At 46.5% G+C, this 22,077-nt stretch carries 23 protein-coding genes and 10 pseudogenes; 19 read left to right on the forward strand and 14 right to left on the reverse strand.

The window, feature by feature from the left end:
- The first annotated feature begins 54 nt into the window (after positions 1-54).
- The 9 genes and pseudogenes from DXE35_RS09820 to DXE35_RS10685 all read left to right on the forward strand — a co-directional run bounded on the left by DXE35_RS09820 (position 55) and on the right by DXE35_RS10685 (position 4,754).
- Positions 55-279 carry a hypothetical protein gene (locus DXE35_RS09820; RefSeq protein ID WP_197714011.1) on the forward strand — a complete coding sequence of 75 codons (225 nt, stop codon included), beginning with the start codon at positions 55-57 and terminating at the stop codon, positions 277-279.
- Positions 269-436, forward strand: coding sequence for a hypothetical protein (locus DXE35_RS11430; RefSeq protein WP_197714012.1), 168 nt, complete (start codon positions 269-271; stop codon positions 434-436). The genes DXE35_RS09820 and DXE35_RS11430 overlap by 11 nt, the downstream gene beginning before the upstream one ends.
- A gap of 45 nt (positions 437-481) precedes the next feature.
- Positions 482-787 carry an NAD(P)-dependent oxidoreductase gene (locus tag DXE35_RS09830; protein ID WP_197714013.1) on the forward strand — a complete coding sequence of 102 codons (306 nt, stop codon included), beginning with the start codon at positions 482-484 and terminating at the stop codon, positions 785-787.
- Positions 788-1,003: 216 nt separating this feature from the next.
- Complete coding sequence (locus tag DXE35_RS10665) at positions 1,004-1,333, forward strand: beta/alpha barrel domain-containing protein (RefSeq protein WP_231970073.1); 330 nt, start codon at positions 1,004-1,006, stop codon at positions 1,331-1,333.
- Complete coding sequence (locus DXE35_RS10670) at positions 1,333-1,935, forward strand: dihydrodipicolinate synthase family protein (RefSeq protein WP_231970074.1); 603 nt, start codon at positions 1,333-1,335, stop codon at positions 1,933-1,935. Before DXE35_RS10665 ends, DXE35_RS10670 begins: the two co-directional genes overlap by 1 nt.
- 31 nt (positions 1,936-1,966) lie before the next feature.
- A pseudogene (locus DXE35_RS06795) lies at positions 1,967-2,931 on the forward strand (TAXI family TRAP transporter solute-binding subunit).
- A 67-nt stretch (positions 2,932-2,998) separates the two neighbouring features.
- Positions 2,999-3,265 carry a hypothetical protein gene (locus DXE35_RS10675; RefSeq protein WP_231970075.1) on the forward strand — a complete coding sequence of 89 codons (267 nt, stop codon included), beginning with the start codon at positions 2,999-3,001 and terminating at the stop codon, positions 3,263-3,265.
- 66 nt (positions 3,266-3,331) lie between these two features.
- The gene (locus DXE35_RS10680; RefSeq protein ID WP_231970076.1) at positions 3,332-4,120 is read left to right on the forward strand and encodes a TRAP transporter large permease subunit; all 789 of its coding nucleotides are present in this window, start codon (positions 3,332-3,334) and stop codon (positions 4,118-4,120) included.
- Positions 4,089-4,754 (forward strand): DUF3394 domain-containing protein, encoded by a 666-nt coding sequence (locus DXE35_RS10685; protein ID WP_231970077.1) that lies wholly within the window; start codon positions 4,089-4,091, stop codon positions 4,752-4,754. Before DXE35_RS10680 ends, DXE35_RS10685 begins: the two co-directional genes overlap by 32 nt.
- A 78-nt stretch (positions 4,755-4,832) precedes the next feature.
- Here DXE35_RS10685 and DXE35_RS06805 read toward each other — a convergent pair.
- Positions 4,833-5,963: pseudogene (locus DXE35_RS06805) on the reverse strand (mandelate racemase/muconate lactonizing enzyme family protein); the annotation flags it as partial.
- A gap of 148 nt (positions 5,964-6,111) precedes the next feature.
- Here DXE35_RS06805 and DXE35_RS11435 point away from each other — a divergent pair.
- The 4 genes from DXE35_RS11435 to DXE35_RS06825 all read left to right on the forward strand — a co-directional run bounded on the left by DXE35_RS11435 (position 6,112) and on the right by DXE35_RS06825 (position 8,386).
- A complete protein-coding gene (locus tag DXE35_RS11435; protein WP_415070306.1) occupies positions 6,112-6,321 on the forward strand; it encodes a hypothetical protein in 210 nt (69 codons plus the stop codon).
- Positions 6,305-6,550: a 3-hydroxyacyl-CoA dehydrogenase NAD-binding domain-containing protein gene (locus DXE35_RS11045; RefSeq protein ID WP_269459881.1), complete on the forward strand. Its 246-nt coding sequence runs from the start codon at positions 6,305-6,307 to the stop codon at positions 6,548-6,550. Before DXE35_RS11435 ends, DXE35_RS11045 begins: the two co-directional genes overlap by 17 nt.
- Positions 6,551-6,575: 25 nt before the next feature.
- Complete coding sequence (locus DXE35_RS06820) at positions 6,576-6,851, forward strand: hypothetical protein (protein WP_231970163.1); 276 nt, start codon at positions 6,576-6,578, stop codon at positions 6,849-6,851.
- Between the two features lie 65 nt (positions 6,852-6,916).
- The gene (locus DXE35_RS06825; RefSeq protein ID WP_231970078.1) at positions 6,917-8,386 is read left to right on the forward strand and encodes a M23 family metallopeptidase; all 1,470 of its coding nucleotides are present in this window, start codon (positions 6,917-6,919) and stop codon (positions 8,384-8,386) included.
- An 81-nt stretch (positions 8,387-8,467) separates the two neighbouring features.
- Here the strand turns inward: DXE35_RS06825 and DXE35_RS06830 are convergent, their stop codons facing one another.
- Positions 8,468-8,908, reverse strand: a complete 441-nt coding sequence (locus DXE35_RS06830) for a universal stress protein (RefSeq protein WP_114689991.1) — start codon at positions 8,906-8,908, stop codon at positions 8,468-8,470.
- Between the two features lie 86 nt (positions 8,909-8,994).
- Between DXE35_RS06830 and DXE35_RS11050 the strand changes: the two are divergent.
- The 3 genes and pseudogenes from DXE35_RS11050 to DXE35_RS11060 all read left to right on the forward strand — a co-directional run.
- Positions 8,995-9,237 (forward strand): annotated as a pseudogene (locus tag DXE35_RS11050) (SulP family inorganic anion transporter); the annotation flags it as partial.
- A 70-nt stretch (positions 9,238-9,307) separates the two neighbouring features.
- On the forward strand, positions 9,308-9,709 hold the full coding sequence (locus DXE35_RS11055) for a SulP family inorganic anion transporter (RefSeq protein ID WP_269459905.1): 402 nt from the start codon (positions 9,308-9,310) through the stop codon (positions 9,707-9,709).
- Complete coding sequence (locus DXE35_RS11060; protein WP_269459882.1) at positions 9,631-10,665, forward strand: SulP family inorganic anion transporter; 1,035 nt, start codon at positions 9,631-9,633, stop codon at positions 10,663-10,665. Before DXE35_RS11055 ends, DXE35_RS11060 begins: the two co-directional genes overlap by 79 nt.
- Here the strand turns inward: DXE35_RS11060 and DXE35_RS06840 are convergent.
- The gene (locus tag DXE35_RS06840; protein WP_114689992.1) at positions 10,662-11,384 is read right to left on the reverse strand and encodes a sulfite exporter TauE/SafE family protein; all 723 of its coding nucleotides are present in this window, start codon (positions 11,382-11,384) and stop codon (positions 10,662-10,664) included. The genes DXE35_RS11060 and DXE35_RS06840 overlap by 4 nt on opposite strands.
- A 75-nt stretch (positions 11,385-11,459) precedes the next feature.
- Between DXE35_RS06840 and DXE35_RS06845 the strand changes: the two genes are divergently transcribed.
- On the forward strand, positions 11,460-12,224 hold the full coding sequence (locus DXE35_RS06845) for a helix-turn-helix domain-containing protein (RefSeq protein WP_114689993.1): 765 nt from the start codon (positions 11,460-11,462) through the stop codon (positions 12,222-12,224).
- A 257-nt stretch (positions 12,225-12,481) separates the two neighbouring features.
- On the opposite strand, the gene DXE35_RS06855 is transcribed toward DXE35_RS06845, so the two are convergent.
- The 3 genes and pseudogenes from DXE35_RS06855 to ccoP form a co-directional block, all read right to left on the reverse strand.
- Entirely contained in the window at positions 12,482-12,685 is a 204-nt protein-coding gene (locus tag DXE35_RS06855; RefSeq protein ID WP_114690401.1) for a FixH family protein, read from the reverse strand.
- A 25-nt stretch (positions 12,686-12,710) separates the two neighbouring features.
- A pseudogene (ccoG, locus tag DXE35_RS06860) lies at positions 12,711-14,170 on the reverse strand (cytochrome c oxidase accessory protein CcoG).
- Between the two features lie 27 nt (positions 14,171-14,197).
- Positions 14,198-14,869: pseudogene (gene ccoP, locus DXE35_RS06865) on the reverse strand (cytochrome-c oxidase, cbb3-type subunit III); the annotation flags it as partial.
- On the opposite strand from ccoP, the gene DXE35_RS06870 reads away from it, so the two are divergent.
- Positions 14,837-15,544: a Bug family tripartite tricarboxylate transporter substrate binding protein gene (locus DXE35_RS06870; protein WP_231970080.1), complete on the forward strand. Its 708-nt coding sequence runs from the start codon at positions 14,837-14,839 to the stop codon at positions 15,542-15,544. The pseudogene ccoP and the gene DXE35_RS06870 overlap by 33 nt on opposite strands.
- Here the strand turns inward: DXE35_RS06870 and DXE35_RS11505 are convergent.
- The 7 genes and pseudogenes from DXE35_RS11505 to DXE35_RS10710 form a co-directional block, all read right to left on the reverse strand.
- Positions 15,504-15,614 (reverse strand): annotated as a pseudogene (locus DXE35_RS11505) (AtuA-related protein); the annotation flags it as partial. The gene DXE35_RS06870 and the pseudogene DXE35_RS11505 sit on opposite strands and share 41 nt — an antisense overlap.
- 7 nt (positions 15,615-15,621) lie before the next feature.
- A pseudogene (locus tag DXE35_RS06875) lies at positions 15,622-16,987 on the reverse strand (acyclic terpene utilization AtuA family protein).
- 7 nt (positions 16,988-16,994) lie between these two features.
- Positions 16,995-17,750: pseudogene (locus DXE35_RS06880) on the reverse strand (2OG-Fe dioxygenase family protein).
- 35 nt (positions 17,751-17,785) lie between these two features.
- A pseudogene (locus tag DXE35_RS06885) lies at positions 17,786-18,583 on the reverse strand (tripartite tricarboxylate transporter substrate-binding protein).
- Between the two features lie 6 nt (positions 18,584-18,589).
- Positions 18,590-18,751 (reverse strand): hypothetical protein, encoded by a 162-nt coding sequence (locus DXE35_RS10700; RefSeq protein ID WP_231970081.1) that lies wholly within the window; start codon positions 18,749-18,751, stop codon positions 18,590-18,592.
- A gap of 9 nt (positions 18,752-18,760) precedes the next feature.
- The gene (locus DXE35_RS10705) at positions 18,761-19,108 is read right to left on the reverse strand and encodes a hypothetical protein (protein WP_231970082.1); all 348 of its coding nucleotides are present in this window, start codon (positions 19,106-19,108) and stop codon (positions 18,761-18,763) included.
- 250 nt (positions 19,109-19,358) lie between these two features.
- The gene (locus DXE35_RS10710; protein WP_231970083.1) at positions 19,359-20,006 is read right to left on the reverse strand and encodes a TAXI family TRAP transporter solute-binding subunit; all 648 of its coding nucleotides are present in this window, start codon (positions 20,004-20,006) and stop codon (positions 19,359-19,361) included.
- Positions 20,007-20,121: 115 nt separating this feature from the next.
- On the opposite strand from DXE35_RS10710, the pseudogene DXE35_RS06895 reads away from it, so the two are divergent.
- Positions 20,122-20,883: pseudogene (locus DXE35_RS06895) on the forward strand (SDR family oxidoreductase).
- A 3-nt stretch (positions 20,884-20,886) separates the two neighbouring features.
- Here DXE35_RS06895 and ccmI read toward each other — a convergent pair.
- Complete coding sequence (gene ccmI, locus DXE35_RS06900) at positions 20,887-22,077, reverse strand: c-type cytochrome biogenesis protein CcmI (RefSeq protein ID WP_174220943.1); 1,191 nt, start codon at positions 22,075-22,077, stop codon at positions 20,887-20,889.

Raw genomic sequence — 22,077 nt, forward strand, 5'->3', positions numbered from 1 at the left:
CTGAAAAATCCTCTTACAATGGGATCATTATTTCAATAAAAAAGTTAGTGGGACATGATCCCCGTCAATTCGGTGCTACAGGTCGGCCATTTCCCTGAAATTATGCAGACTGAAATTAATCGACGCTTCACTCCCGTTTATCACCCCAATCCAGACGCTCCAGCGCCCGCTGGAAACTTTCAAACAATTCTGATTCGCTCCAATACCAAGCTTCCAGAGGCCTTAGTTCAACAAATCCCAAGCATTCGTATGGGTAGCTACCTGTGGAGTGGGTTATGACAATCTGCTTTTAGGCTATTTAAAGTCAAAAGGCATCAAAGCAAGCAATACACCTGGCGTCTTAAATGATGCGGTCTGCGAGCTTGCGAGAGGGATGATGTTTGCGCTACTGCGTCAGATTCCTGAGGCTCAGGAATACGTGAAAAGTAGCGCATAGTCAAAATCGCCATTTAGATTAACCACCACCCTTGCCGGCAAGCGCGTGGGTATCGTTGGCCTGGGTCGCATTGGACAGGACCTAGCTAAGCGCCTAGAGCCCTTCAAAGTCAGGATTGCTGATTCAGGACCCAATCCGGAACCTTTGCCTTATACCTACTATCCAAATGTGACGGAATTGGCGGAAGATTGCGATGTCTTATTTTTGGCCTGTCCAGCCACACCAGAAACAAACCAGATGATTAATGCGAAAGTGCTGGAGGCGCTGGGTCCGGATGCTTACTTAATCAATATTGCCCGCGGGAGCGTAGTTGACGAGAGCGCTCTTTCTTTTATATGCGCTGCAACATAAAAAGATTGCTGGCGCCGCTTTAGATGTTTTTTTAAAATGAACCTAACCCAATTCATGCATTTTTAACGCTTGATAATGTATTGTTAACTCCACATATTGGAAGTGCTGCATCGGAAACACGAATAGCCATGACCAACTTAGCTGTAGATAATTTAGAAGCCTTCTTACAACAAACACTTCCATCGGAAGTGAATAACTAAAAAAAACGGAGCCAGTATGACGATTTCTTTGCACCCATCCACTTTACCTGCGGTGCTCTCCCCTGTAATTACCCCATTTAAAGCAGATGGCAGCCCAGACGCTCCAAAATTATTAAAGCAATGCCAGTGGCTTGAAGCCAATGGTGTTAGTCAAGCCATCTGTGGCACCAACTCAGAAGCCAACTCGATGTCCGCGCCACAAAAAATGAGCACTCTCACCGCATTGATTGAGGGTGGCTTAAATCCAGAGCACCTCATTCCCGGTACTGGCGCCACCTCCATTGATGCGACAGTCAGTCAATATGACACGTCATGCGGTAAATCACAAATGCGCAGGCGTTATTAATGTTGCCACCTTTCTACTACAAAGATGTTTCAGATGATGTGCTGTTTGCCTACTTTTCTGAGGTCATCCAAAAAGTGGATAGCGCGGCACTACAGAGTTATATCTACAACATTCCCCTTGTCACCAAAATTCATTTAAGCCTCTCTTTGCTTGAGCGTTTAGCAAAAGAATATCCAAAGACCGTTGTAGGCATGAAAGACAGCTCAGGTGATTGGTCATATACAGAATCCGTCATTAAATTATTAGCTCCTCATGGTTTCCGCGTCTACGCCGGTAGCGCAGTATTTTTGATGCGCGCTCTGCGCGCTGGTGGTATCGGCTGCATTTCCGCAATCGCCAATATCAATCCCAAAGCAATTGCTGATTTGGCGGCCCACTGGAGAGAATCTAATGCCGATGAGCGTCAAGCGGCTCTAGATCAAGTGCGCAACGTATTTGCTAAGTATCAAATGATGGCCGGTATGAAGACAGCGGTCGCGCATTACAGTAAAGACCCTGAATGGCTCAGCGTGCGCCCACCACTCATGCAATTAAGCGCCGAGCAACAAGCGCAATTACTAAGCGAGCTCCAAGCGATTCATTTCAGCATGCCAGGGCTGTAATTTAACAATATAAATTCATTAGGAGATAACAATGAAATTACTTAAAGTCATCGCCTTATCACTAAGCCTTCTTTGCGCGAGCGTCAGCGCTCAAAATATTTCCATTGCAACTGGCGGTACTGGTGGCGTCTACTACCCAATGGGTGGTGGCCTCGCTTCGGTGCTCTCCATCAAGGTTCCCGGAATGTCCGCCACAGCGGAAGTGACTGGTGGCTCAGTGGATAACTTAAACCTCATTGGCACAGGTAAGCCTTATGTTGGCTTTTCTATGGCTGATGCGGCCAAAGATGCTCAAGTGGGTGAAGGCAAGTTCGCCGGCAAAAAAGTAGATCTGCGCACCTTAGTGGTTCTATATCCAAATCTCATGCATATGGTCACAGTGGACTCTACCGCCATCAAAACCATGAAAGACCCGAAGGGCAAACGGATTAGCACTGGCGCTCCGGGTAGCCCGACAGAAGTGATGGCGTTTCGCTTGCTAGAAGCTGCGGGTCTTGATAAAGACAAGGATGTAAAGCGTGAGCGTTTAAGCGTAGCTGAATCAGTGAACGCTGTGAAAGACCGCAAGATTGACGCTTTTTCTGGGTTGGTGGCTTACCAACCGCCGCAGTCACCGATTTAGCCAATAGCCCAGGCATGAAAATTGTCAAGGTTGATACTTCAGATGAAGTGCCCATCATGAATAAGAAATATGGCAACTTATATTTCTCCACAGTCATACCTAAGGCAATGTATAGCGGCATGGCTAAATACAATAAAGTGGCGGCTGTAGCCAACATCTCGGTTGTCAATGCCAATATGCCAGATGAACAAGCGTACAAGATTGTCAAAACGATGTTCGACAATAGGCTGGATTTAGTTCGTACCCACCAGGAATACATGAATGTCAGCCTAGAAAATCAAAAAGTAAAATCAACTCCAGTTGATTTTCATCCAGGCGCCCTGCAGTACTGCAAAGAAAAGAACGTCAAGGTCAATGAAGTCTGTTTTACATAAAGTGGTGAGTTAATCTCACCCCTTGTGCTTTAAAGTAGCGCATAAATATACATAAATAGCTTGAGACATGAATCAAAACGTTATCGATAACGAAACCCAAGAAAAATTAGACGCCTTCATCACACAAGAAGAGGGCGACTCCAATGATTACAAGGGGGTACTAGCCAAGTTCATCACACTCGTTGCGGTAGGCATGTCTTTGTTCCATCTTTATGCCGCTTACTCCATCATTCCAACACAGCAACTGCGCGTAATTCACGTTGCCCTGGTCCTATTTTTGGTTTTCTTAAGCTTTCCAATCGCTGCTCGCTTTAAAAATCGCCTCATGATTTGAGACGTCTTATTCGCACTTGGATCCATCGCTATTGCTTATTACATTCTCAGCGGTGGCGATGATTTCATGGACAGAAATACCGCCCCCAACTCCACTGATGTGATGATTGGTATTGGTCTCATCCTGCTAATCCTTGAAAGCGTCAGAAGCACTAATGGCATGGTGCTGGTAACGGTTACCGTTTTGTTCCTGCTCTACGCATTATTTGGTAATTACTTGCCAGCGCCCTGGACTCACAAAGGCTATGGTCTGGATCATTTAGTAGGTGATATGTATATGACCATCGAAGCCATCTATGACACTGCGGTTGATGTCTCTGCAACGCTGATTATTCTCTTCACTATTTTTGGCGCCTTCCTGCAATTCACCGGCGCGGGAAAATTCTTTATTGATTTCTCATTTGCCGCGATGGGCGGTAAGTCCTCTGGAGTGGGCAGAACGATCGTGACGTCTTCATTTCTATTGGGTGGGCCATCAGGATCGGGTGTAGCTACTACCGTGACCGTTGGCTCAGTTGCAGCCCCCATGCTGGATAAAGTGGGTTACGAAAAAAATGCTGCAGGCGGACTATTGGCAGCCGGTGGTCTAGGCGCCATCATCTCGCCACCAGTACTGGGCGCAGCAGCATTTTTGAGTGCTGACTTTCTACAGATTTCCTATTTAGATGTGTTGCTCATGGCGACCATTCCAACCATTCTGTTTTATCTTGGCTTATTTGTCATGGTGGAAATTGATGTTCGTAAATATGGTATGAAGAATATTCTCTACCGGTGTATTGGCGATTGCTGCCACATGTGCTGGAGCTGGGCTTATTGTTGGCACAGTGACCTTGACAGGCCTTGGTCTGAAATTTAGCTCAATCGTCATTCAATATGCGGGCGGATCTCTTCTATTAACAACCATCTTTACTGCTTTAGTAGTTTGGGTAGTTGGTCTGGCTGTCCCCGTTACAGCCTCATACATTATTTGCGCAGTGATTGCCGCTCCCGCCCTCATTAATTTAGGCGTGCCAGTCTTTGCTGCCCATATGTTTATCTTCTACTATGCAGTTCTATCCGAGGCATCACCTCCAACCGCACTCTCTCCATTTGCGGCAGCAGCTATTTGCAAAGGCAATTCTTATAAGACGACTTTGCAAACTTGCAAGCATGTTGCGCCAGCTATTCTGGTGCCCTTTATGTTTGTGTTGGATCAGTCAGGCGTAAGCTTATTGTTCACGGCCTCAACAAATGCATTGGAGCAAGCTGATTGGATGCAACTTGCTTGGGTATCCTTTACCGCTGTTGTTGGCATTATCTATCTAGCTGGTGGACTGCAAGGTTGGTTCATTGAGAAAACCAAAATATTTGAGCGTGTCATTATGGTGATCTCCGGTGTCGCTCTGGCCTATCCATCCACAGAAGCGGACTTGGTTGGCTTTATTGGAGTTGGCGTAATACTGGTGACTCAAACAATCATGCACCTTAAGCTAAACCCGCGATCTTCCTAGAAAGACGCTTTTCTTAAAACAATAAAGCCCGCTATTGCGGGCTTTATTGTTAGATGACCGCTCAGTCTTCCTAGATTGGGCAATCTTGGTCCATGCAGCCTTGCCTGCGTATTTCTTCACAGCAGCCTCATCAAACTCAAACCACAAACCAGGCGTTTGATGCAATATCAAGTCACCATTTTTAAAGGTGAGTTACTTATTGATCAATTTACGGAAGTTAAGCACCTGGTCGTCTAAGAAGAATTCCACAAAACGCGCATTAGGGGTGGCAGCTACCAAAGGCGGATGTAGGTCATGCATCCAGTGCGGGCAAACCGTTACCCCTTTTAAGTCAGCATATGCGGAAATTCTTCTCCACTCAGCGATGCCGCCACAACCCGCGGCATCGGATTGCAGAATCGCGACGCCACCAGCATCAATTAACTCTCTAAAGCGCCAGCGCCCCACTTCCATTTCACCAGTAGCGACATTGATTTTAGTTTGACGCGCTAATGCAGCATGCAAATCAATCGCGTCCGGCGAAAAAGGTTCCTCAATCCAATAAGGGTTATAGGCTTCGAAGCGTCGCACGTACTCTAGAGCGATTGGTAAATCACGCCAGGCATTAGTGGCGTCCAACGTGAGCAGCACATCATCACCCACTGCTTTACGCGCAGCCTTAACGCGAGCTTCCTCCTCGGACGGAGATAGGCGACCCACCTTCATCTTGACTGTTTTAAAGCCCTGCTTTACATAGGACTCCATTTCTTTGCCTAATTTGGCTGGAGTCTTACCTTCTAAATAGTAGCCGCCACTGGCATAGGCAGGTACACGATCATCCATCACTGAGCCCAAATATTGATGAAGCGGCAAACCCACTGAACGCGCATTAAGATCCCATAAGGCGGTATCTAAAATAGAGATGCCACGCATTACCGCGCCTGTTCGACCTTGTAGAATGGATTCGTTATGCATTTCCATCCAAAGGCCTTAGCTGCGGTGACTATTCTGGCCAATTAATTTTGGAGCCAGTAATTGCTCGACCGCAATTTTGGCGATATCACCACCAGCGCTGCCGACATAACAAAAGCCAATGCCTTCGTTACCATCTTTGCCGCGAACTTTTACCATGCAGTAGTGACGCTCAGAAACAGTGCGAGCAGAAAATGAGGTGACTTTATCCAAAGGCACCGCCACAGAAGCAACTTGGATGGATTCAATAATCGGCATCTACACTCCTTAATCAAAAAATGATTGTATCTAGAAATTCCATTGCCAGCATAAGCCTGATTAAGGAATAATGACTACACTCCATTACGCAATAAATAGATTAAACAGGCTAATCATGAGTAAAGTAGTTGTCATCGGAACAGGCACAATGGGAGTGGGTATAGCCGCCGGATTTATAGCCAGCGGCGCAAATACTATCATCCTGGGCCGCAGCGCGGACAAGGCGTTGACCTGCCTCAATTCCGTTAAGGCATGCGCGGAATCTATGCATTCTGAATGGGGCAAAGACAAACTCCACATTACAGAGCGGCAGCATCGAAGATTGGCGCGACCGGAATGTGGTGGATTTAGTCGTTGAAACGGTTTCAGAACAATTGAAATTGAAACAAGAGATCTTCGCATTACTAGATCAACGGGTTTCCCCACATATCCGGATTGGCAGCAATAGCTCAGAATTTCCCATCAGCGATATTGCCAAAGGCTTGCCTAGCGCGCACCGCATGTTTAACACCCACTACTTTATGCCTGCGCACATCGTGCCACTAGTCGAGATTGTCGCCGGGCAACATTCCACCGGAGGATATTGACACAGCGGTTCGCTACAGTTTTGGATTGCGGTATGCGGCTGTAGGGCCCATGACCCAGAACGAAATTTCTGGGTGGGCAGGCATGACTCTGACTGCAAAATTAATCTACCCCTCTTTATCCAATATTGCCGATCCACCTAGTTGCGTAACGAGTTTAGTTAAAAGTGGCAAAACTGGCATTGCTAAAGGAGCAAGCTTTAGAACCTGGTCTACCGATGAAGCGGCTACAACCCTACGGAATTACGAACAAAGACTGAAGGCAGTCTTTGAAGTGCTTAAAGTAGCGCCAGACCAGGAGTAAATTCAATTTGCTGCAACACAGCATATTTATTCGGCAGCGCCCTCACATTATTAGATAATTGAGGGGTGAATAAAAAAGCATCTTTTAGCTCCCTGTTTACCAAGGGAGTCATCGTTTTATCTGGCTGCGCCTTTCTGAGCTCAACTCCGGTCTTAGCTTACGCGGCACAAGCCAAAAACAACCAAACCCAAAGTGCCAACCAGACGCGCAAGAAGGTGACTGTCCAGAGCACTAAATCGGTTGGATTTCAAGACAAATCGGCTGGAGCAGGCTCAAAGACCAATAGCATGAGCCTAAACCCATCCTTGTTTCAGCGTAAAGCCCCTGATGAGCTCATGCTGGATAGTGACGCGAATTTAGATTACCGTGTATCGCAAGGATGCCTACGACGCAATTTCAATGAAGACAATCTTCCAGCCAGTGTCGGCATCGATAACCGTCAATTTTCTGAGTTCTTTAAGAATCAGACCAAAACATTTTTTGATCATATGCGAGGTGATTGCATTCCCTACGCAGTGGCTTTTGGTAGTCGCAATCGTTTTGATTCACTTAGCATCATGAATAGCCCCATTCAAGATAGCAAAACTGAAGTGTGGACATTTACACCTTCAGCTGTTGGTGGATTTTTAATTCAACAAGATTACCTAAAAGATGAATCTAAACGATTGGCCGAGATTCGGATTCCCTTGAGAGATGTCTTGTACGATCCGCGCAAGGTTAGCGATCAGTTACCAGTTGAACTCGTTTGGGAATTAAATTCACTGATTAAGCAAATCTATCCGAAAGAAAATAATTCCATCGAAAATACGAATCGCGTGGTGCGCTTAATTGTGGACTTTGGTGATCGAGAAAAATGGGCGCAAATTCGGGCGGCGGAAATTATGGATCCGGTAAGCAAAGAAGTTTACGCAAACGCTTTTTGGCTAGAGCGCGACGACGTTCCAGGGGGCTTCTTCACCGGTTCCGGAGAATCCCTTGAGCGTTCCTTTTGGACGAACCCCTTAAGCTATCGCCGTATCTCTCGGGGCGTTGGCATGGTCAGAGCCTCCTCTAGCAAGCGGAGCAAAAGCCCTGCACCAACCACCAAGCCGGCTGCAACTACTTCAGCACCAGCATCAGCACCCAGACAGCGTTATCGCGCCCATATGGGAATTGACTACTCTGCACCGATTGGGACACCCATCTTTAGCGTTGCCAATGGCAGAGTAGCGCATATTGGTTACAGCGGTGCGTTTGGTAACTTGATCGTGTTGGAGCACCCAGGCAATTACCATACCTACTATGCCCACTTAAGTAATTACAACGTAGAGCTTGAATTAGGGAATGAAGTGCGACGGGGCTTAGAGATTGGTTATGTGGGCTCGACAGGAAGATCCACTGGACCACACCTGCATTTTGAATTAAGAAAGAATGGTATTTACGTAGATCCCTACGGCTCAAAAACTCAACTCGATTTATGGTCCATGCGCGATAACGAAAGTGGCCAACTCACTAGAGACATCCTTTTGCTGGGTAGTCCGATCAAATCCAATTAAGTAGACTATTGAAACACCTCAATTTCAATTTGCTGCAATAAAAAAGGGTCCTCTTGGACCCTTTTACTAAGTGGCAAATAATTAACCCAAGACTAGCACAGGCAGCTTTGAGTGAACGATGACCTCATGAGTCTCGCTGCCCAATAAGATACCTTTGATGCCAGTACGCTTATGGGATGCCATCACAATGACATCTGCCTGAGCTTTTTTGGCACCATCCAAAATTCCCTCGGATAAGTTTCTATTAGCAATATGAAGGCTTTTCACTTTCAGGCCAGCACCAAGTGCAGTCGTAGACTTCTTAAATACGTCTTTTGCGTAAGCCTCACATACTTTTGTATGCTCTTTTTGCGAGATTCCATATCCCATGGCGCTATCCGAATAAACCATAGGCGGCAAAGGATCGGAAACGTAAACAAGTGTTACCGCAGCCCCATCAGCTTTAGCAAGCGCAGCGACTTTTTTCAAGGATTTTCTGATGACATCCGAACCACCTACTGGCACCAATAAATGTTTAAACATAACCGCCTCCTTTAAATTGAACTACTTATCTACTGTTTCTATCATAATGCTTATTATTAGCCTATAAAAGAATAAAAGTAACTTAATTGCTCAAGAATTTCGCTATCTATATCTCATTCGGGGATGCGACCTATGTTTTTTGTCCTCAGCTATTTAATTCATTTGGCGGGCACAACCGCGCCCTTTTCGCTAAGGATGTTTTGGCTGGATTAACGGTTGGTGTGGTCGCCATACCGCTGGCGATGGCTGTTGCAATTGCTAGCGGTCTTAAGCCAGAAGCAGGGATTTTTACCGCCATTATTGCTGGCGGACTCATCTCCATGTTGGGTGGTAGCCGCATTCAAATTGGCGGACCAGCCGGTGCTTTCATTGTTATTGTTTATGGCATTGTCGAGCGTTATGGAGTGCCGAACTTATTGCTCGCTACCGCGATGTCGGGGGGTATTTTTATTTTTGATGGGCGTATTTCGTCTCGGGACGCTAGTGCGCTTTATTCCAATCGCCGTCATCATCGGATTCACTAACGGGATCGCTTTTCTGATTGGCATTTCTCAAATCAAGGATTTCTTTGGACTCCAAATTGAAAAAATGCCTGCTCAATTTTTTCAATCGATTCACACCCTCTATTTGGCGGCCAATACCTTTAACCCCATTGCACTTGGACTGGCCTGTGGAAGTCTTGCTTTACTCGTTCTCTGGAAGTTATTCCAGAATCCCCTAGGTTGGCTGTCACATCTGCCAGGAACGGTAGTAGCTATGGTTGTAGCCACTATCATTACAAGTATTTTAACTTTCCAGTAGATACTATTGACAGCCGCTTTGGAGGCATTCCCTCCGCCATACCCTCTTTTGAATGGATTCCAGTAAGCTGGGATAGTGCCCAGTATATGGTTACGCCTGCCATAACATTAGCGCTATTGGGGGCGATTGAATTTTTGCTCTGCGCACGGATTGCTGATGGCTTAATTCATGATCGCCACGACTCTAACCAAGAGCTCATGACCCAAGGCGTTGCCAACTGCACCGTTCCATTTTTTGGCGGGATGCCAGCCACTGGAACAATTGCCCGAACAGTAACCAATATAGAAAGTGGTGCTACCACTCCAGTTTCCGGAATTGTGCATGCGGCAACCCTACTGATCATCGTTTTATTTGGCGCACCTCTTGCCAAAAACATCCCCCTTGCCAGCCTTGCCGCAATCTTGATGTACGTTGCTTGGAATATGGGCGAGTGGAAAAAGTTTGTCGACCTCAAGCAGTTTCGACTGCCTTATCGCATTACCATCTTAAGCGTCTTTATTCTCACTGTTGCGTTAGATCTTACTATCGCGGTCGAAGTAGGCTTACTGCTCGCCTTCATTACCTTGATCTATCGTATTTCTAGCCTATCACGTTGCGAGCTTGCTTTGCCAAGTGACTTCCCAGGACTTCATAACCAACAAGGCCGTATTGATGCCTACCGTATTCATGGAGCCATCTTTTTCGGGGCAGTCAAACTACTAGAAAAGATTGAGGCAAATCTACCCACGCAAACTCTTTTGCTCGACTTGAAGAATGTGATCTACGTTGACACCTCTGGCATGGACACAATTATGGAGCTTGCGCACTTGTGCAAGATTCTCAACATCCGCCTGATCATTTGTGGATTAGCGCATCAACCCCTAGAGATGGCGGAACGCAGCGACTTTATTAGCACACTACCGCAAGATGCTTTCCACCCCGATCTTGCCTCAGGAATAGCGGCAGCGACATTTTAAGAAATACAGAAACCACCTTTTAACAAAGCCTCAGGCAAAGCCCAGGCGCGGTATAAAGCAAAACCACCAGCAATTAACAGAAGCGAAGCTTCCAAATATCTCACCCAAAGATACCGACCAAACTGAGTAAGATCTGCGGAAAATTTCGAGATCAATAGTAGATTGGGTAAAGTGCCCAAACCAAATGCCAACATCAGCGTAGAGCCAGTCAAAATATCTCCCGACAAAAAAGCGAGCGGTAGAACGCTATAAACCAAACCGCAGGGCACCAAACCCCAAAGCATGCCGCTAAACCAGCGTGAAGGACCACTAGCCAAACGACCTAGATGCTTAGCCCAATAGCTTGCCATTTTGGCACTGAGCCATTTACCCCAAAGCGGACCTTCTGTTTTGCCCACCCTCAGCAGATGAATGCCCAGCAGAATCAAGATAAACGAGGTAAGCGCAAATAAAGGGCGCTGGATTGGAATGAGATTTTGTTGCCAAACTACCACCCCGATAGCGGCGGCAATACCACCCAATATGAAATAGGTAGTCACACGCCCCAAATGCATGATCAACTGCAGGTAAAAAAAAGCGTTTTTTTTTGGCCTCAGAGGCATCTCTAGGGCAGCTGGACGCTCAATAGCAGCCGCGATACCACCACACATCAAGGCGCAATGCCAACGGCTCACAAGGGCGTCCAAAAAGACAGTGAATAACAGGCTAGTGGTTAGCATAAAGTCGACAGGTATAGGTGAAATCAATGATTTTGATATTAATAGAATAAACTGCTCGTATAGATCTCAGTAAATATGAATTACAAGCCTACCGACACCCCAACCAGCCAATGCTCAGCATGTGTACTGGATCAGTTTTGCCTTCCAGTCGGCCTAAGCAGTAGTGAAGTATCAAAAATCGATAGTCTAGTCAAAGAACGCCTTCACCTACAGAAAGATGAAAATCTCTATCGCCATGGCGACCCCCTCAGCTACGTATACAGCGTTCGCTTTGGCACACGCAAAACAGAATTCAGTCTGCAGGATGGTCGCCAGCAAGTCATCGGCTTTCATCTGCCTGGAGAAATTTTGGGTCTGGATGGAATTGGTGAGGGTCATTATCAATCTGATGCGATTGTGCTAGAAGAGAGTGAAGTCTGCATCATTCGTTATGCAGCTTTTGAAGATTTAGCTCGTCAAATTCCAGTTCTGCAAAATCAGTTTCATAAAATCATGAGTCGTGAGTTGACTCAAGACCAACGTCATCTACTCTCTCTTGGCACCATGCGCGCAGAAGAACGATTGGCGGCATTTTTATTAAGCCTTTCCCAGCGCTTAGCTGCGCGCGGCTATCTCAATAATGAATTTGATTTACGCATGAGTCGCAATGACATTGGTAGCTATCTTGGCATTCAGATTGAAACCGTGAGTCGTATGCTGTCTCGCTTTGCCGAATCCGGCTTAATTCAGATTAAACAGCGTCATATCAAACTGATTGATATGAATGGGCTATATGAGCTAGCGGGCATTCCAAATACGGATCGCCACGGCTGTGTCAGCGCGGAAATCCCAATCAAGTAAGCTTAAAAGCCGCGATCGATTGCCTTATTATCTGGCACCTCAATACCAGGCAATATATAGGCGGTAAGCGCACTTGAGACCGCGCAAAAAACCCAAATCGAAAAAAATCCAATGGTGTAAATTCCCTCATCTGAAATGTCAGGATGATGGCCAGAAAAATAGCAAATCTTGTGTATTTACCATGGTAAACAGCAGACCTTCCGCCATACCAGCCACCAAAAAGGATGGCCATAAAATCCAGATCAGTAGGCGGTACTTCATTTTTGCGCCTGCGCGTCTTTAAGCTGCTCTACTTTCAAACCCTGCTTCACAACGCCATCACGCAAAGGTTTATCGGCATACATATTAATTGCTAAATAGATAGTAATGATGCAACCAATCATCGAAACCGCAGGACCGCTGATGAGCAACCATGGCCACAATTGTTTAAACCAAGGTTTAGTAGTTTGCTGTTCTGACATAGACATCCTCTCCATTGCTCTTAGCTTAACGGGGAATAATAAAAGTTGATTTCTCTTCGCGGGTTCTAATAATTTCTTTATCACCTACGACTTCTTGTGCTGTTACATCACAATGAATTGGGTAATTACCAGAATTAGTTTGGCCAATAGTAGTACTGACTTTGATGGGCAACAATTGATTGCTTGCCGGTGCCACTTCAATTTCTTGGATTTCCTTGCCTTGCGAATTCAAAATTCTGAGATCATCCAGGCCCGTAGCCTTCACTCGCACCTTCATTGGATGCTCGGAGGCGTGCATAATTTGAATACGATAAATATTCTCAATGCGCACACCCTCAACCTCTCGAGCCAAAGCCCCACGATCCCGCATCACATCCACCCTTAATGGGTTGCGGGTCGCCAGGGAAACTAAAAAAAAGCGGAGGTGAGCACAGTAATAAAGGCCGTATAAATCAATACCCGCGGGCGCAAAATATGGCGGATAGCGCTTTGATTAGACTCTTTATTCTCAACTGCGCGCTCTGTCGTATAACGGATCAAGCCTTTCGGATAGTTGGCCTTCTCCATTACCTGATTGCAAGCATCAATACATGCACCGCAACCGATGCACATATATTGCAGTCCATCCCGAATATCAATGCCGGTAGGACATACCTGGACGCAAATACCGCAATCTACACAGTCACCCAATCCCAAAGCATTATGGTCAGCAGACTTACTGCGACTACCTCTTGGCTCACCACGCACTTTGTCGTAAGTCACCAAGAAGGTGTCTTTATCCACCATCACACTTTGGAAACGCGCATAGGGGCACATGTACTTGCAAACTTGCTCACGCATAAAGCCAGCGTTACCCCATGTGGCGAATCCATCAAAACACAACCAGAAGGTTTGCCATGGGCCGAGTGATAGGTGCAACAAAGACACGCCCAAAGTTTCAATCGGAGTAAAGTAACCAATAAAAGTAAAGCCCGTCCAGAAAGCGATTAATAGCCACAGAAAATGCTTTGTGATTTTTAAGCGCCGCTTGCGGAAACCCCATGGCCACTCTTCGCCATCGAAACGGATTCGGGCGAAGCGATCGCCTCCCACCTTACGCTAGATCCACATAAAGATCTCGGTATACACCGTTTGTGGGCACGCATAGCCGCAGAAAAGACGCCCAGCAACAGCCGTAAATAGAAATAACGCTAGCGCGGAAAGAATGAGTAAAAGCGTAAGGTAGATCACGTCCTGCGGCCAAAACACAAGACCAAAGATATAAAACTTACGCTGAATTAAATCGAAGAGTACTGCTCGACGGTCATTCCAACTCAACCATGGCAAACCATAAAACAATAATTGGGTTGCAAAGACAAGTATGAAGCGCCAGCGGGCAAAAAAGCCCGACACTGAACGCGGGTAAATCTTTCGCCGGACCTCGTAAAGAGACTCCTCAATAACTTCTATCGGAACGGGTTTTCCACCCGGCGAATTATCTGACACTAATATATCTGACACTAATAACTTTACTTACTTAGCTGCTGCTGGCTGTTTATTGTTGGATAAACCCCAAACATAAGCAGTCAGTAACTGAATCTTCTCAGGGCTCAGGACTTTATCTTGCGAAGGCATTTGTGCCATGCGACCTTTGGTAATGGTCTCAACAATGGTTGCCTCTGAACCACCATATAACCAAGATTTGTCGGTTCAATTCGGAGCGCCCAATGCGATATTGCCTTGGCCATCAGGACCATGACATGCAGCGCAATTGGCTTTAAACACGTCAGCGCCACGAGCCGCTTTCAAATCATCAGCAGGTAAACCCGAGAGGCTACGAACATAATTCGCCACATCGAGAATTTGCTTGCTATCCAATTGTGGGAATGGAGGCATTACACCAGCACGGCCATTAGTAATAGACGCTTTGATATTTTCAGGTGAGCCACCGTAGAGCCAATCACCATCAGTCAAATTCGGAAAGCCTTTAGAACCACCTGCATCTGAACCATGGCACTGTGCGCAGGAATTCAAGAATAAGCGTTGACCCATTTCACGCGCCTTTGGATCGGCGGCTACTTGCTCAACGTCCATCTTTACATATTTAGCGTAGACAGGCTTCAATTCATCATTAGCGCTAGTCATGAACTGCATTAAGGCGCCAGCCTGTTCATGGGCCTTACTAGCCCCCTGGTAATTGCCGATAAGTACCCATCCAAACCTATCAAAGCGATTGTTCCATTTGCCCCTGGTAGCGCCACAGACCAAATTGGGAGAGCCTGTGCCGCCAAGATAGCTGAATCCTTAGGTCAGCCAGTAGTCATTGAAAATAGACCAGGCGCTAATGGTTTGATCGGTGCAGACCTAGCGGCGAAATCCCCAGCCGATGGCTACACCTTACTTTTTGGAACAAACAGCACCAATGCGGCATTAAAAAGCTTGGTAAAGAATCTTCCATACAACCAAGATACCGCATTCACGCCTATCGGCTACTTTGGATCGGTACCACTCATTGTCGCCATCAATAATGATGTGCCCGCAACATCACTAAACGGTTTTGTTGCTCTTGCAAAAGCAGATCCTGGAAAAATGACTTTTGCTTACGCCAGCACATCACAACGCGTTTCCTCTGAAATGCTGGCAAATGCTGCCGGCATCAAAATGACTGGGGTTTCTTACAAGAGCAGGCCAAATGCAATGACTGATTTAATTGGCGGTCAAGTCAATATGTTTACTGCCGCCTTTGCCGTGACCTTACCTCAAGTTCGGGCTGGAAAAATTCGAGGGCTTACAGTGACTTCGCTTAAACGCTCCACCGCCATTCCTGCATTACCAACTGCAATAGCGAAAAATCCTCCGGACGATAAACAATCACGCTGATATTAGATCGATTAGCTTTATCACCGGTTCTAGCATGAGCAATCTTGTAGAGAGGTATGGTTTTTGACATTCCGTCTTCAGCCCCCAAAGAACTCATAAGATGCATGAACCAATTCTCGCGGGACAAAGCAAACCAAGGTATTCAAACGGGGTTTGAGACTTGTGCGCACCCCACCACCACCTGCCGGACCACAGGTATATAGCGCGGTTACCTCTCGAAAAACCCTCAAAGCCTGATTCCGATCGTTATGAGCGGCTGCCACGCGAAGACGAATATCTGCAAAATTTTCATTGGATTTAAGTTAAGGACTATCGCCTGAATCACTGGCAAAAACACTGGATGAACCAATAAAATCGATTCTTAAGTCCAAGCCTTCTAAACGCTATCGAATAATATTAGCAGCCAATTGCACACGTTGATAAGCATTAAATCCAGCATAAGCAATTTCCGCTTCCGCAAACCAACCTCCATGAATACATAAGTTGGCTTTTAAAGTAGCAGGTCTTGGATGCCCCTGAATACCATTCACCAAAACTCTATCCCCGCCTAAATCCTGAATCTGCGCGTGAGTAATGTCAGCAACAACGTCTGGAGTTAAATACTCCGCCGGATTATGAAGTTCGTATAAGAGTTGCTCTGTTACCGTCATGCGGTTAACAAACCCACCTGTCAACGGAGGTTTAGTGACACAAATTGTTCCGTACGTATCAAACTCCACAATCGGAAAGCCAATCCTGGCCAGTCCAGGAACATGTTTCACTCCGGGATCCGAAAAATAACCTCCCGTAACTTGAGCGCCACACTCCAAAAGGTGTCCTGCCATAGTGGCTGCCCCCAAGAAGCCCCAGTCGCTACAGTCTTTTTTAAAGTGCGCCATTAAAGGGCCGACCGTTAACGATGGATCTGAGACGCGACCTGTCACCACAACTTGCGCCCCGGCTATTAAAGCGTCAGTAATTGCTTTCGCACCAAAATAAATATTTGCACGAACTAATGTATTTTTCGTAAGTATTTTTTGATCTGCTGGAGAGAGCCAATTTCCTATCGCGGAACGGAACTCTACCGCAGAAATATCATCACCTTTAACAATTGCGATCCGAATATCCGGTAAACCTTGTTGTTTGGCAATAGAGGCAATTAGTTTTGCTGCACCTTCTGGATTGGCTGCTCCAAAATTTCCAACGATGGGTATTCCACCGTTGACACAATCCGCTAAAACAGGCCCTAACATTTCCGCCAGTAAAGGCTCATAGCCCAGTTCAGAGTTCTGATGACGCTCCAATGGCGCTAGTGCTAAAGTTCGCTCAGCAAGGCTTTCAAAAATAAGGCAGCCTGGCCCCACCCTGGCTTAAAAACTCATCAACTAGCGGTCTCGCAACATTAGTTCGGTCCCCGGAGAATCCGACAGCACAAGCAATATGGTAGGTATCAGTCACTTTTATGATGGATTTATTGCTGGCTACGATTTGGAGAATATTGAAAGCCGTTAGAGCGGTAAGTTAATACCAAGGTATCTCGATACCCATAATTTTCCAAAGGCTGAATAGGTGTTGACTCATGGATCATGCGTTGATCATTCATCAGCAATAAAGACCAAGGTTGAGTGAGCGTAAAGCGTAGTCCTGCAGAGCCAGTTGTATCAAAGATGCTGGTCTCCCCACCTTTGATACCAACGCGGTCTAGAAGAAAGACCGCCACAAAATCCACACCATCCCGATGCGCGCCCTCAGGTGTTGGACGCCCAATACCATCGGCTGTATCAATGCGACACTGATGCGCCTCAACAAACCACGTATTGACAGACTGAAGACCATTTAAAAAATGGGCAAGTCCCAGCAATACTGATTGCCAAGCAGGGTTATTCAATAACTCGACTTGGACTGGCTAAAACCAACGCTCGATTCCACCATGCAGCGCGTTGCAATCTAGTAATTGCCAATGCGCGCGATGCGGAACCAAGTTAAGGTGATCACCTCGAATCTCGTAACTGGCGTGACGACGGAAACGATAGCGGCCACCATCCTTGAAATAAGGATCGCGCGGCAGACTCTCCCAATAGCTTGCGAGCTCTCGAAGATCATTTAGATCTAAATGACTAAATTGCGCAACAGTCTCCGCGGATACGACTGCGAAACCATCATTGCGCAAAGCTTGATCAATCTGTTTTAAAGGGGTCAGTGGAGGCGCAAGGCCATCAATCGTCATGGGTTTATTTTATTAGGTCAAGCAGCCAGAATGGGTTAATCCAGTTGCGCGCTAGATGCCTTGACAATTTTTGCCCACTTGGCTAACTCGTCTTTCAGAAAAACACTTAACTTCGTAGTGGGTACTGGACTTAAATCCAAACCCTGCGCAATCAACTTTTCACGCACCTCTGGTTTAGCCATCGTTTTATCCATTGCCGCCTGCACTTTCTTAACCACATCCGCATTCACGCCAATCGGCGCAAATATTGCCACCCAAACCTCTCCTACGCAATCCGGATAGGTTTCTGCAATGGTCGGTATTTAAGGAGCGGCACTAGAGCGCTTGGCGGAGCTGATAGCGATTGCCTGGAGTTTACCCGCTTTGATGCAATTTAATGCAGATGGCAAACTTGCAAATGCCCATGGTACTTGCCCACCCAACACATCATTGATCGCTGGAGCCACGCCGTTGTAGGGAATATGTTGCATCTCTATGCCAGCACTGACATTGAGCATGGCGCCCAATAAATGACTAATCGTGCCATTGCCCGCAGAGGCGTATGAGAGCTCGCCCGGTTTTTTCTTGGCGGCGGCTACAACATCGGCCAAGGTTTTATAAGGCGAACCTGGAGGTGATGCCAAAACATAGGGTGTGGCATCAACATAATACAGCGGCACAAAATCATTAACGGGATCAAAGCCAGGGGTTTTATATAAAGAAGGGTTAATAGCTTGCGCGCTGTTAATGGTAAGCAGTAAGGTGTAGCCATCCTTAGAAGAGCGTGCCACACTTTGCGTGCCAATATTTCCACCAGCGCCGGGCCTATTCTCAACCACGATTGCAGTGCCAATCGCTTCTCAAAATGCAGGCGTAATTAAACGCGCAACAATGTCCTTTGTTCCGCCAGCAGCCTGAGGAACAATCATTGATATTGGCTTATTTGGATAGCCTTGCGCGCACACCCCAAAGGAAGCAACGATACCCAATCCCAATAAATACTTCTGAATTTTTTTATACATGATTCCCCCTTAATGGACCAAGTTCAAGCGGCCGCGAACTTCACCCATATGCCCCTTAAGGTCATAAAGCTCTTTGGCATCTAACATAGCGACCTTGATATTGTTAACGCGTCTTTCTATAACCTCCAGACCCTTAAAGTTCTTTTCTTGCAGATCTGGATTTTGAGCATTTCTCTCGATCACTTTCAGTTCTTCGTACACCTGAGCCAGCTTTAAGCGCAATAAAAAATTCTTCGCCGCCGGAATATAAGCGAATAAGGGAATCAAAATCACTAAAAATGGAATAACAATCTTGACAAAGCGCCCCCCATACGGCAGTCCAAAATGGCAAATGTCGATGCAAGAATGAGGGGCCATCTTTTAAATCAATCTCAGCATCGACATACAGCGGAAAATCCAATCCAGCGCTTGATGGAAATTCACCCACTTTTTGCAAGAGTGAATAGGATTTCCAAATATCGTATGAAGCGCAAAGCAGGAGGGAAACTAACGCTGGGTTAACATTTTCATGCGCAACCAAAGTGGCCGTTGCAGCCATAACCTGTATATCTTGACGGGGTTGGTCATACTGAATGCTCAATAAACCTCTTGGTACAGTGACCTTGGATCAATAAGGCCAATTACGAGTGTAGGCATCTGCCTGATCAAAACCCATCAAACGGATGCCTGGAACAGAGTAAAACTTTCTTAGAATTGGCGTCTCTGCCGCAGCCACAACAAATACTGCATCTAACTCACCACTTCTCAATTGAACAATCGCATCATCCGGCTTAAGCTTCTGCGCGCCAATTTCTTTATCAGTGATGCCACTGGCCTGAAGCAAATCTTTGACGAGTGCCAGTGTGCCGCTTCCATCGTTGCCAATCGAAACGTTTTTCCCTTTTAACTGACTTAATAGTTTGAGTTGACCACCATCACCTTTGAAGGCATCTTCGCGATACCAAACCCAATTAGTAACTCCTCCCTGCACCATCCCAAAATCAACACCCGATTTCGGATCATTTAAGAGCGCCAAATTATCCAGGGTACCGCCAGTAGAGCGCACCTTGAGGTCCACGCCGTCTTTAGCTAATTCGGCTTTCAGACGTTCTCCAAATTGGTAATACAAGCCAGTTGGCAAGCCGGTAGCCATTTCAGTTGATTTTGGTGGTGGGGGTATCAGAATCCACAGCACTCCAAAAAGGATGATTAGCAGCATGAAAAAGACTGCCACTATAGCCATAGGGTTGTAAATTTGTCTTTTAATGAAATTCATTTCAGTCTCTTTTGTTTTTTGCATTATGCCCAGAGCATGGCATTAGGAAAAGGTTTCAAAAGCGACTGCCCAAATCAAGATAAGATGATGCTGTTTAGAAGCCCTAAATACCATCATGAATTTAGCAAAAACCAAGGTAGCCCTAGTCACTGGCGCGGGAACTGGGATTGGAAAAGCAGCCGCTAAGGCCCTTCTCAAAGGGGGCTATCCAGTAGTCTTCACAGGACGTAGTTTGGAGAAATTGGAGAGGGCTATAGCTGATATTGGCGGGGATCAAAGCAACTGCCTTGCCGTCTCCTGCGACGTGGGCAAACCTGATGAAGTCAAAAAACTATTTCAATAACTGAAAAATCGATTCGGGCGCATTGACGTTCTATTTAATAACGCCGGTATGGGTGCCCCCGCTATCCCGATGGAATATCTCACATACGAACAATGGATGAATGTAGTGAATGCGAATCTTTGCGGAGCATTCTTATGTTCTCAAGAAGCGATCCGCATGATGAAAGCGCAATCTCCCCAGGGCGGCAGAATTATTAACAATGGATCTATTTCCGCTCATTCGCCAAGACCCATGTCCGCACCCTATACCGCGACAAAACATGCTATGAGCGGCTTAACGAAAACAATCGTCTTGGACGGTCGGCCCTTTAATATCGCCTGCGGTCAAATCGATATTGGCAATGCCGCCACTGAAATGACCGAGCGCATGGCCGCCGGAATTATGCAGGCGGATCAATCCATCAAAGTAGAACCGCGCATGGATGTAGATCACGTTGGCGAAGCGGTACTTCATATGGCTCAATTGCCACTAGAAAACAATATTCTCTCCATGACCATTATGGCTACCAACATACCTTATGTTGGTAGGGGCTAAGTCTTACTGGCGAACTTGATCCACCAGTAGGCGCACATTATTCGCGCCGACTTTAACCGTCTGCACAGTGGACATTAAATCCCCCACCTCTGGCTTAGCCATTCCTGTTTTCGAAATACGTACCTCAATACTGACCTCAGACAACCGAGACAAAGGCGCGCTTGGATTCATTGCCAAAGCATCATTCAAAGTGAAGCTCATTGGAAAATTGGCGGCAGGCACTTTTAAAATAGCGGCCGGCATGCGCTCACCGAGCTTACGAGCAATCACCATCACAATGTCATCTCGTTTAATTTTTAATTTCAGCTCAGCAGATAACTCAATCTTGCCACTGATTGCCTTACCTGCCGTAGCAGCAGGGCTTGGAGCGGTAAGACCGCCTTTAGTGCGCGCCTCAGCAATAGAGCCTTGAATAGCGCGCGCTTCATCTGTATTTGGCGGAAACTGTTGCGCCAATTTCCCCCAAACCTGTACAGCTGCTTTGTAGTTTCCAGCGTTATAAGACGCCGTCCCAGAAAGCCAGAGCGCCATCAAATTATTGGGGTCCAGTTTTAAAGCCTGGTTAATTAACTGCAGAGGCTTTCCAACAAAGCTACCGTTCGCGTTACTTGCCAATACATCCGCATAGTCAGCCAACCGCTGTGGATCGGAATCAATAAAGCTACCTGCCCGCGCATAAGCTTTGGCAGCATCTTCATTGAGACCCAAAATGCGATAAGAGCGGGCAAGCATAGCCCAGCCTTTCAGGTTGCCTGGATCCTTTTCCATTTTGATGGCAAATTCTGCCACCATTTTTTCAACACCTTCTTGGGTAACAGGCGTCTCAGAATTTTTCTGGGCTACACGAACAACGTCACCCAAAGAAAAATAGAGGGCCGAAGACAGCAAGGCAATAAAGACACAAAGACCAATGGCAGTTTTCTTCGCGGAACCAGCAACCTCGCGATCATCTTCTTCAACTGTGTCCTGAAAAAGTCGTTGGCGCATCTCTGCATGCGCGATTGCATAATCAACAGAGGCAATTACGCCGCTCTGATGCTCGGCTTCCAATTTATCGAGCTCCTCGCGATAGATGGCAGCGTTCATCTGGCGACGTGAGGTTGCTTTACTCTTGGCCGGCAAAATAAAGGGACGCAAAAGCAATACCAAAACCAACACGAGCAACAGGAAAGCGGGAATCAAAAAGCTAGTCAC

The sequence above is a fragment of the Polynucleobacter necessarius genome, assembly GCF_900095215.1.
Lineage (GTDB): Bacteria > Pseudomonadota > Gammaproteobacteria > Burkholderiales > Burkholderiaceae > Polynucleobacter > Polynucleobacter necessarius_H.

What these genes read in the sequence shown, in the direction of transcription:
- DXE35_RS09820 (WP_197714011.1), top strand. Translation starts at nt 55, where the DNA reads ATGATCCCCGTCAATTCGGTGCTACAGGTCGGCCATTTCCCTGAAATT.
- DXE35_RS10665 (WP_231970073.1), top strand. Translation starts at nt 1,004, where the DNA reads ATGACGATTTCTTTGCACCCATCCACTTTACCTGCGGTGCTCTCCCCT.
- DXE35_RS10670 (WP_231970074.1), top strand. Translation starts at nt 1,333, where the DNA reads ATGTTGCCACCTTTCTACTACAAAGATGTTTCAGATGATGTGCTGTTT.
- DXE35_RS10675 (WP_231970075.1), top strand. Translation starts at nt 2,999, where the DNA reads ATGAATCAAAACGTTATCGATAACGAAACCCAAGAAAAATTAGACGCC.
- DXE35_RS10680 (WP_231970076.1), top strand. Translation starts at nt 3,332, where the DNA reads ATGGACAGAAATACCGCCCCCAACTCCACTGATGTGATGATTGGTATT.
- DXE35_RS11435 (WP_415070306.1), top strand. Translation starts at nt 6,112, where the DNA reads ATGGGAGTGGGTATAGCCGCCGGATTTATAGCCAGCGGCGCAAATACT.
- DXE35_RS06830 (WP_114689991.1), bottom strand. Translation starts at nt 8,908, where the DNA reads ATGTTTAAACATTTATTGGTGCCAGTAGGTGGTTCGGATGTCATCAGA.
- DXE35_RS11055 (WP_269459905.1), top strand. Translation starts at nt 9,308, where the DNA reads ATGGAGTGCCGAACTTATTGCTCGCTACCGCGATGTCGGGGGGTATTT.
- DXE35_RS06840 (WP_114689992.1), bottom strand. Translation starts at nt 11,384, where the DNA reads ATGCTAACCACTAGCCTGTTATTCACTGTCTTTTTGGACGCCCTTGTG.
- DXE35_RS06845 (WP_114689993.1), top strand. Translation starts at nt 11,460, where the DNA reads ATGAATTACAAGCCTACCGACACCCCAACCAGCCAATGCTCAGCATGT.
- DXE35_RS06855 (WP_114690401.1), bottom strand. Translation starts at nt 12,685, where the DNA reads ATGTCAGAACAGCAAACTACTAAACCTTGGTTTAAACAATTGTGGCCA.
- DXE35_RS06870 (WP_231970080.1), top strand. Translation starts at nt 14,837, where the DNA reads ATGGGCCTTACTAGCCCCCTGGTAATTGCCGATAAGTACCCATCCAAA.
- DXE35_RS10700 (WP_231970081.1), bottom strand. Translation starts at nt 18,751, where the DNA reads ATGTATAAAAAAATTCAGAAGTATTTATTGGGATTGGGTATCGTTGCT.
- DXE35_RS10705 (WP_231970082.1), bottom strand. Translation starts at nt 19,108, where the DNA reads ATGGCCCCTCATTCTTGCATCGACATTTGCCATTTTGGACTGCCGTAT.
- DXE35_RS10710 (WP_231970083.1), bottom strand. Translation starts at nt 20,006, where the DNA reads ATGAATTTCATTAAAAGACAAATTTACAACCCTATGGCTATAGTGGCA.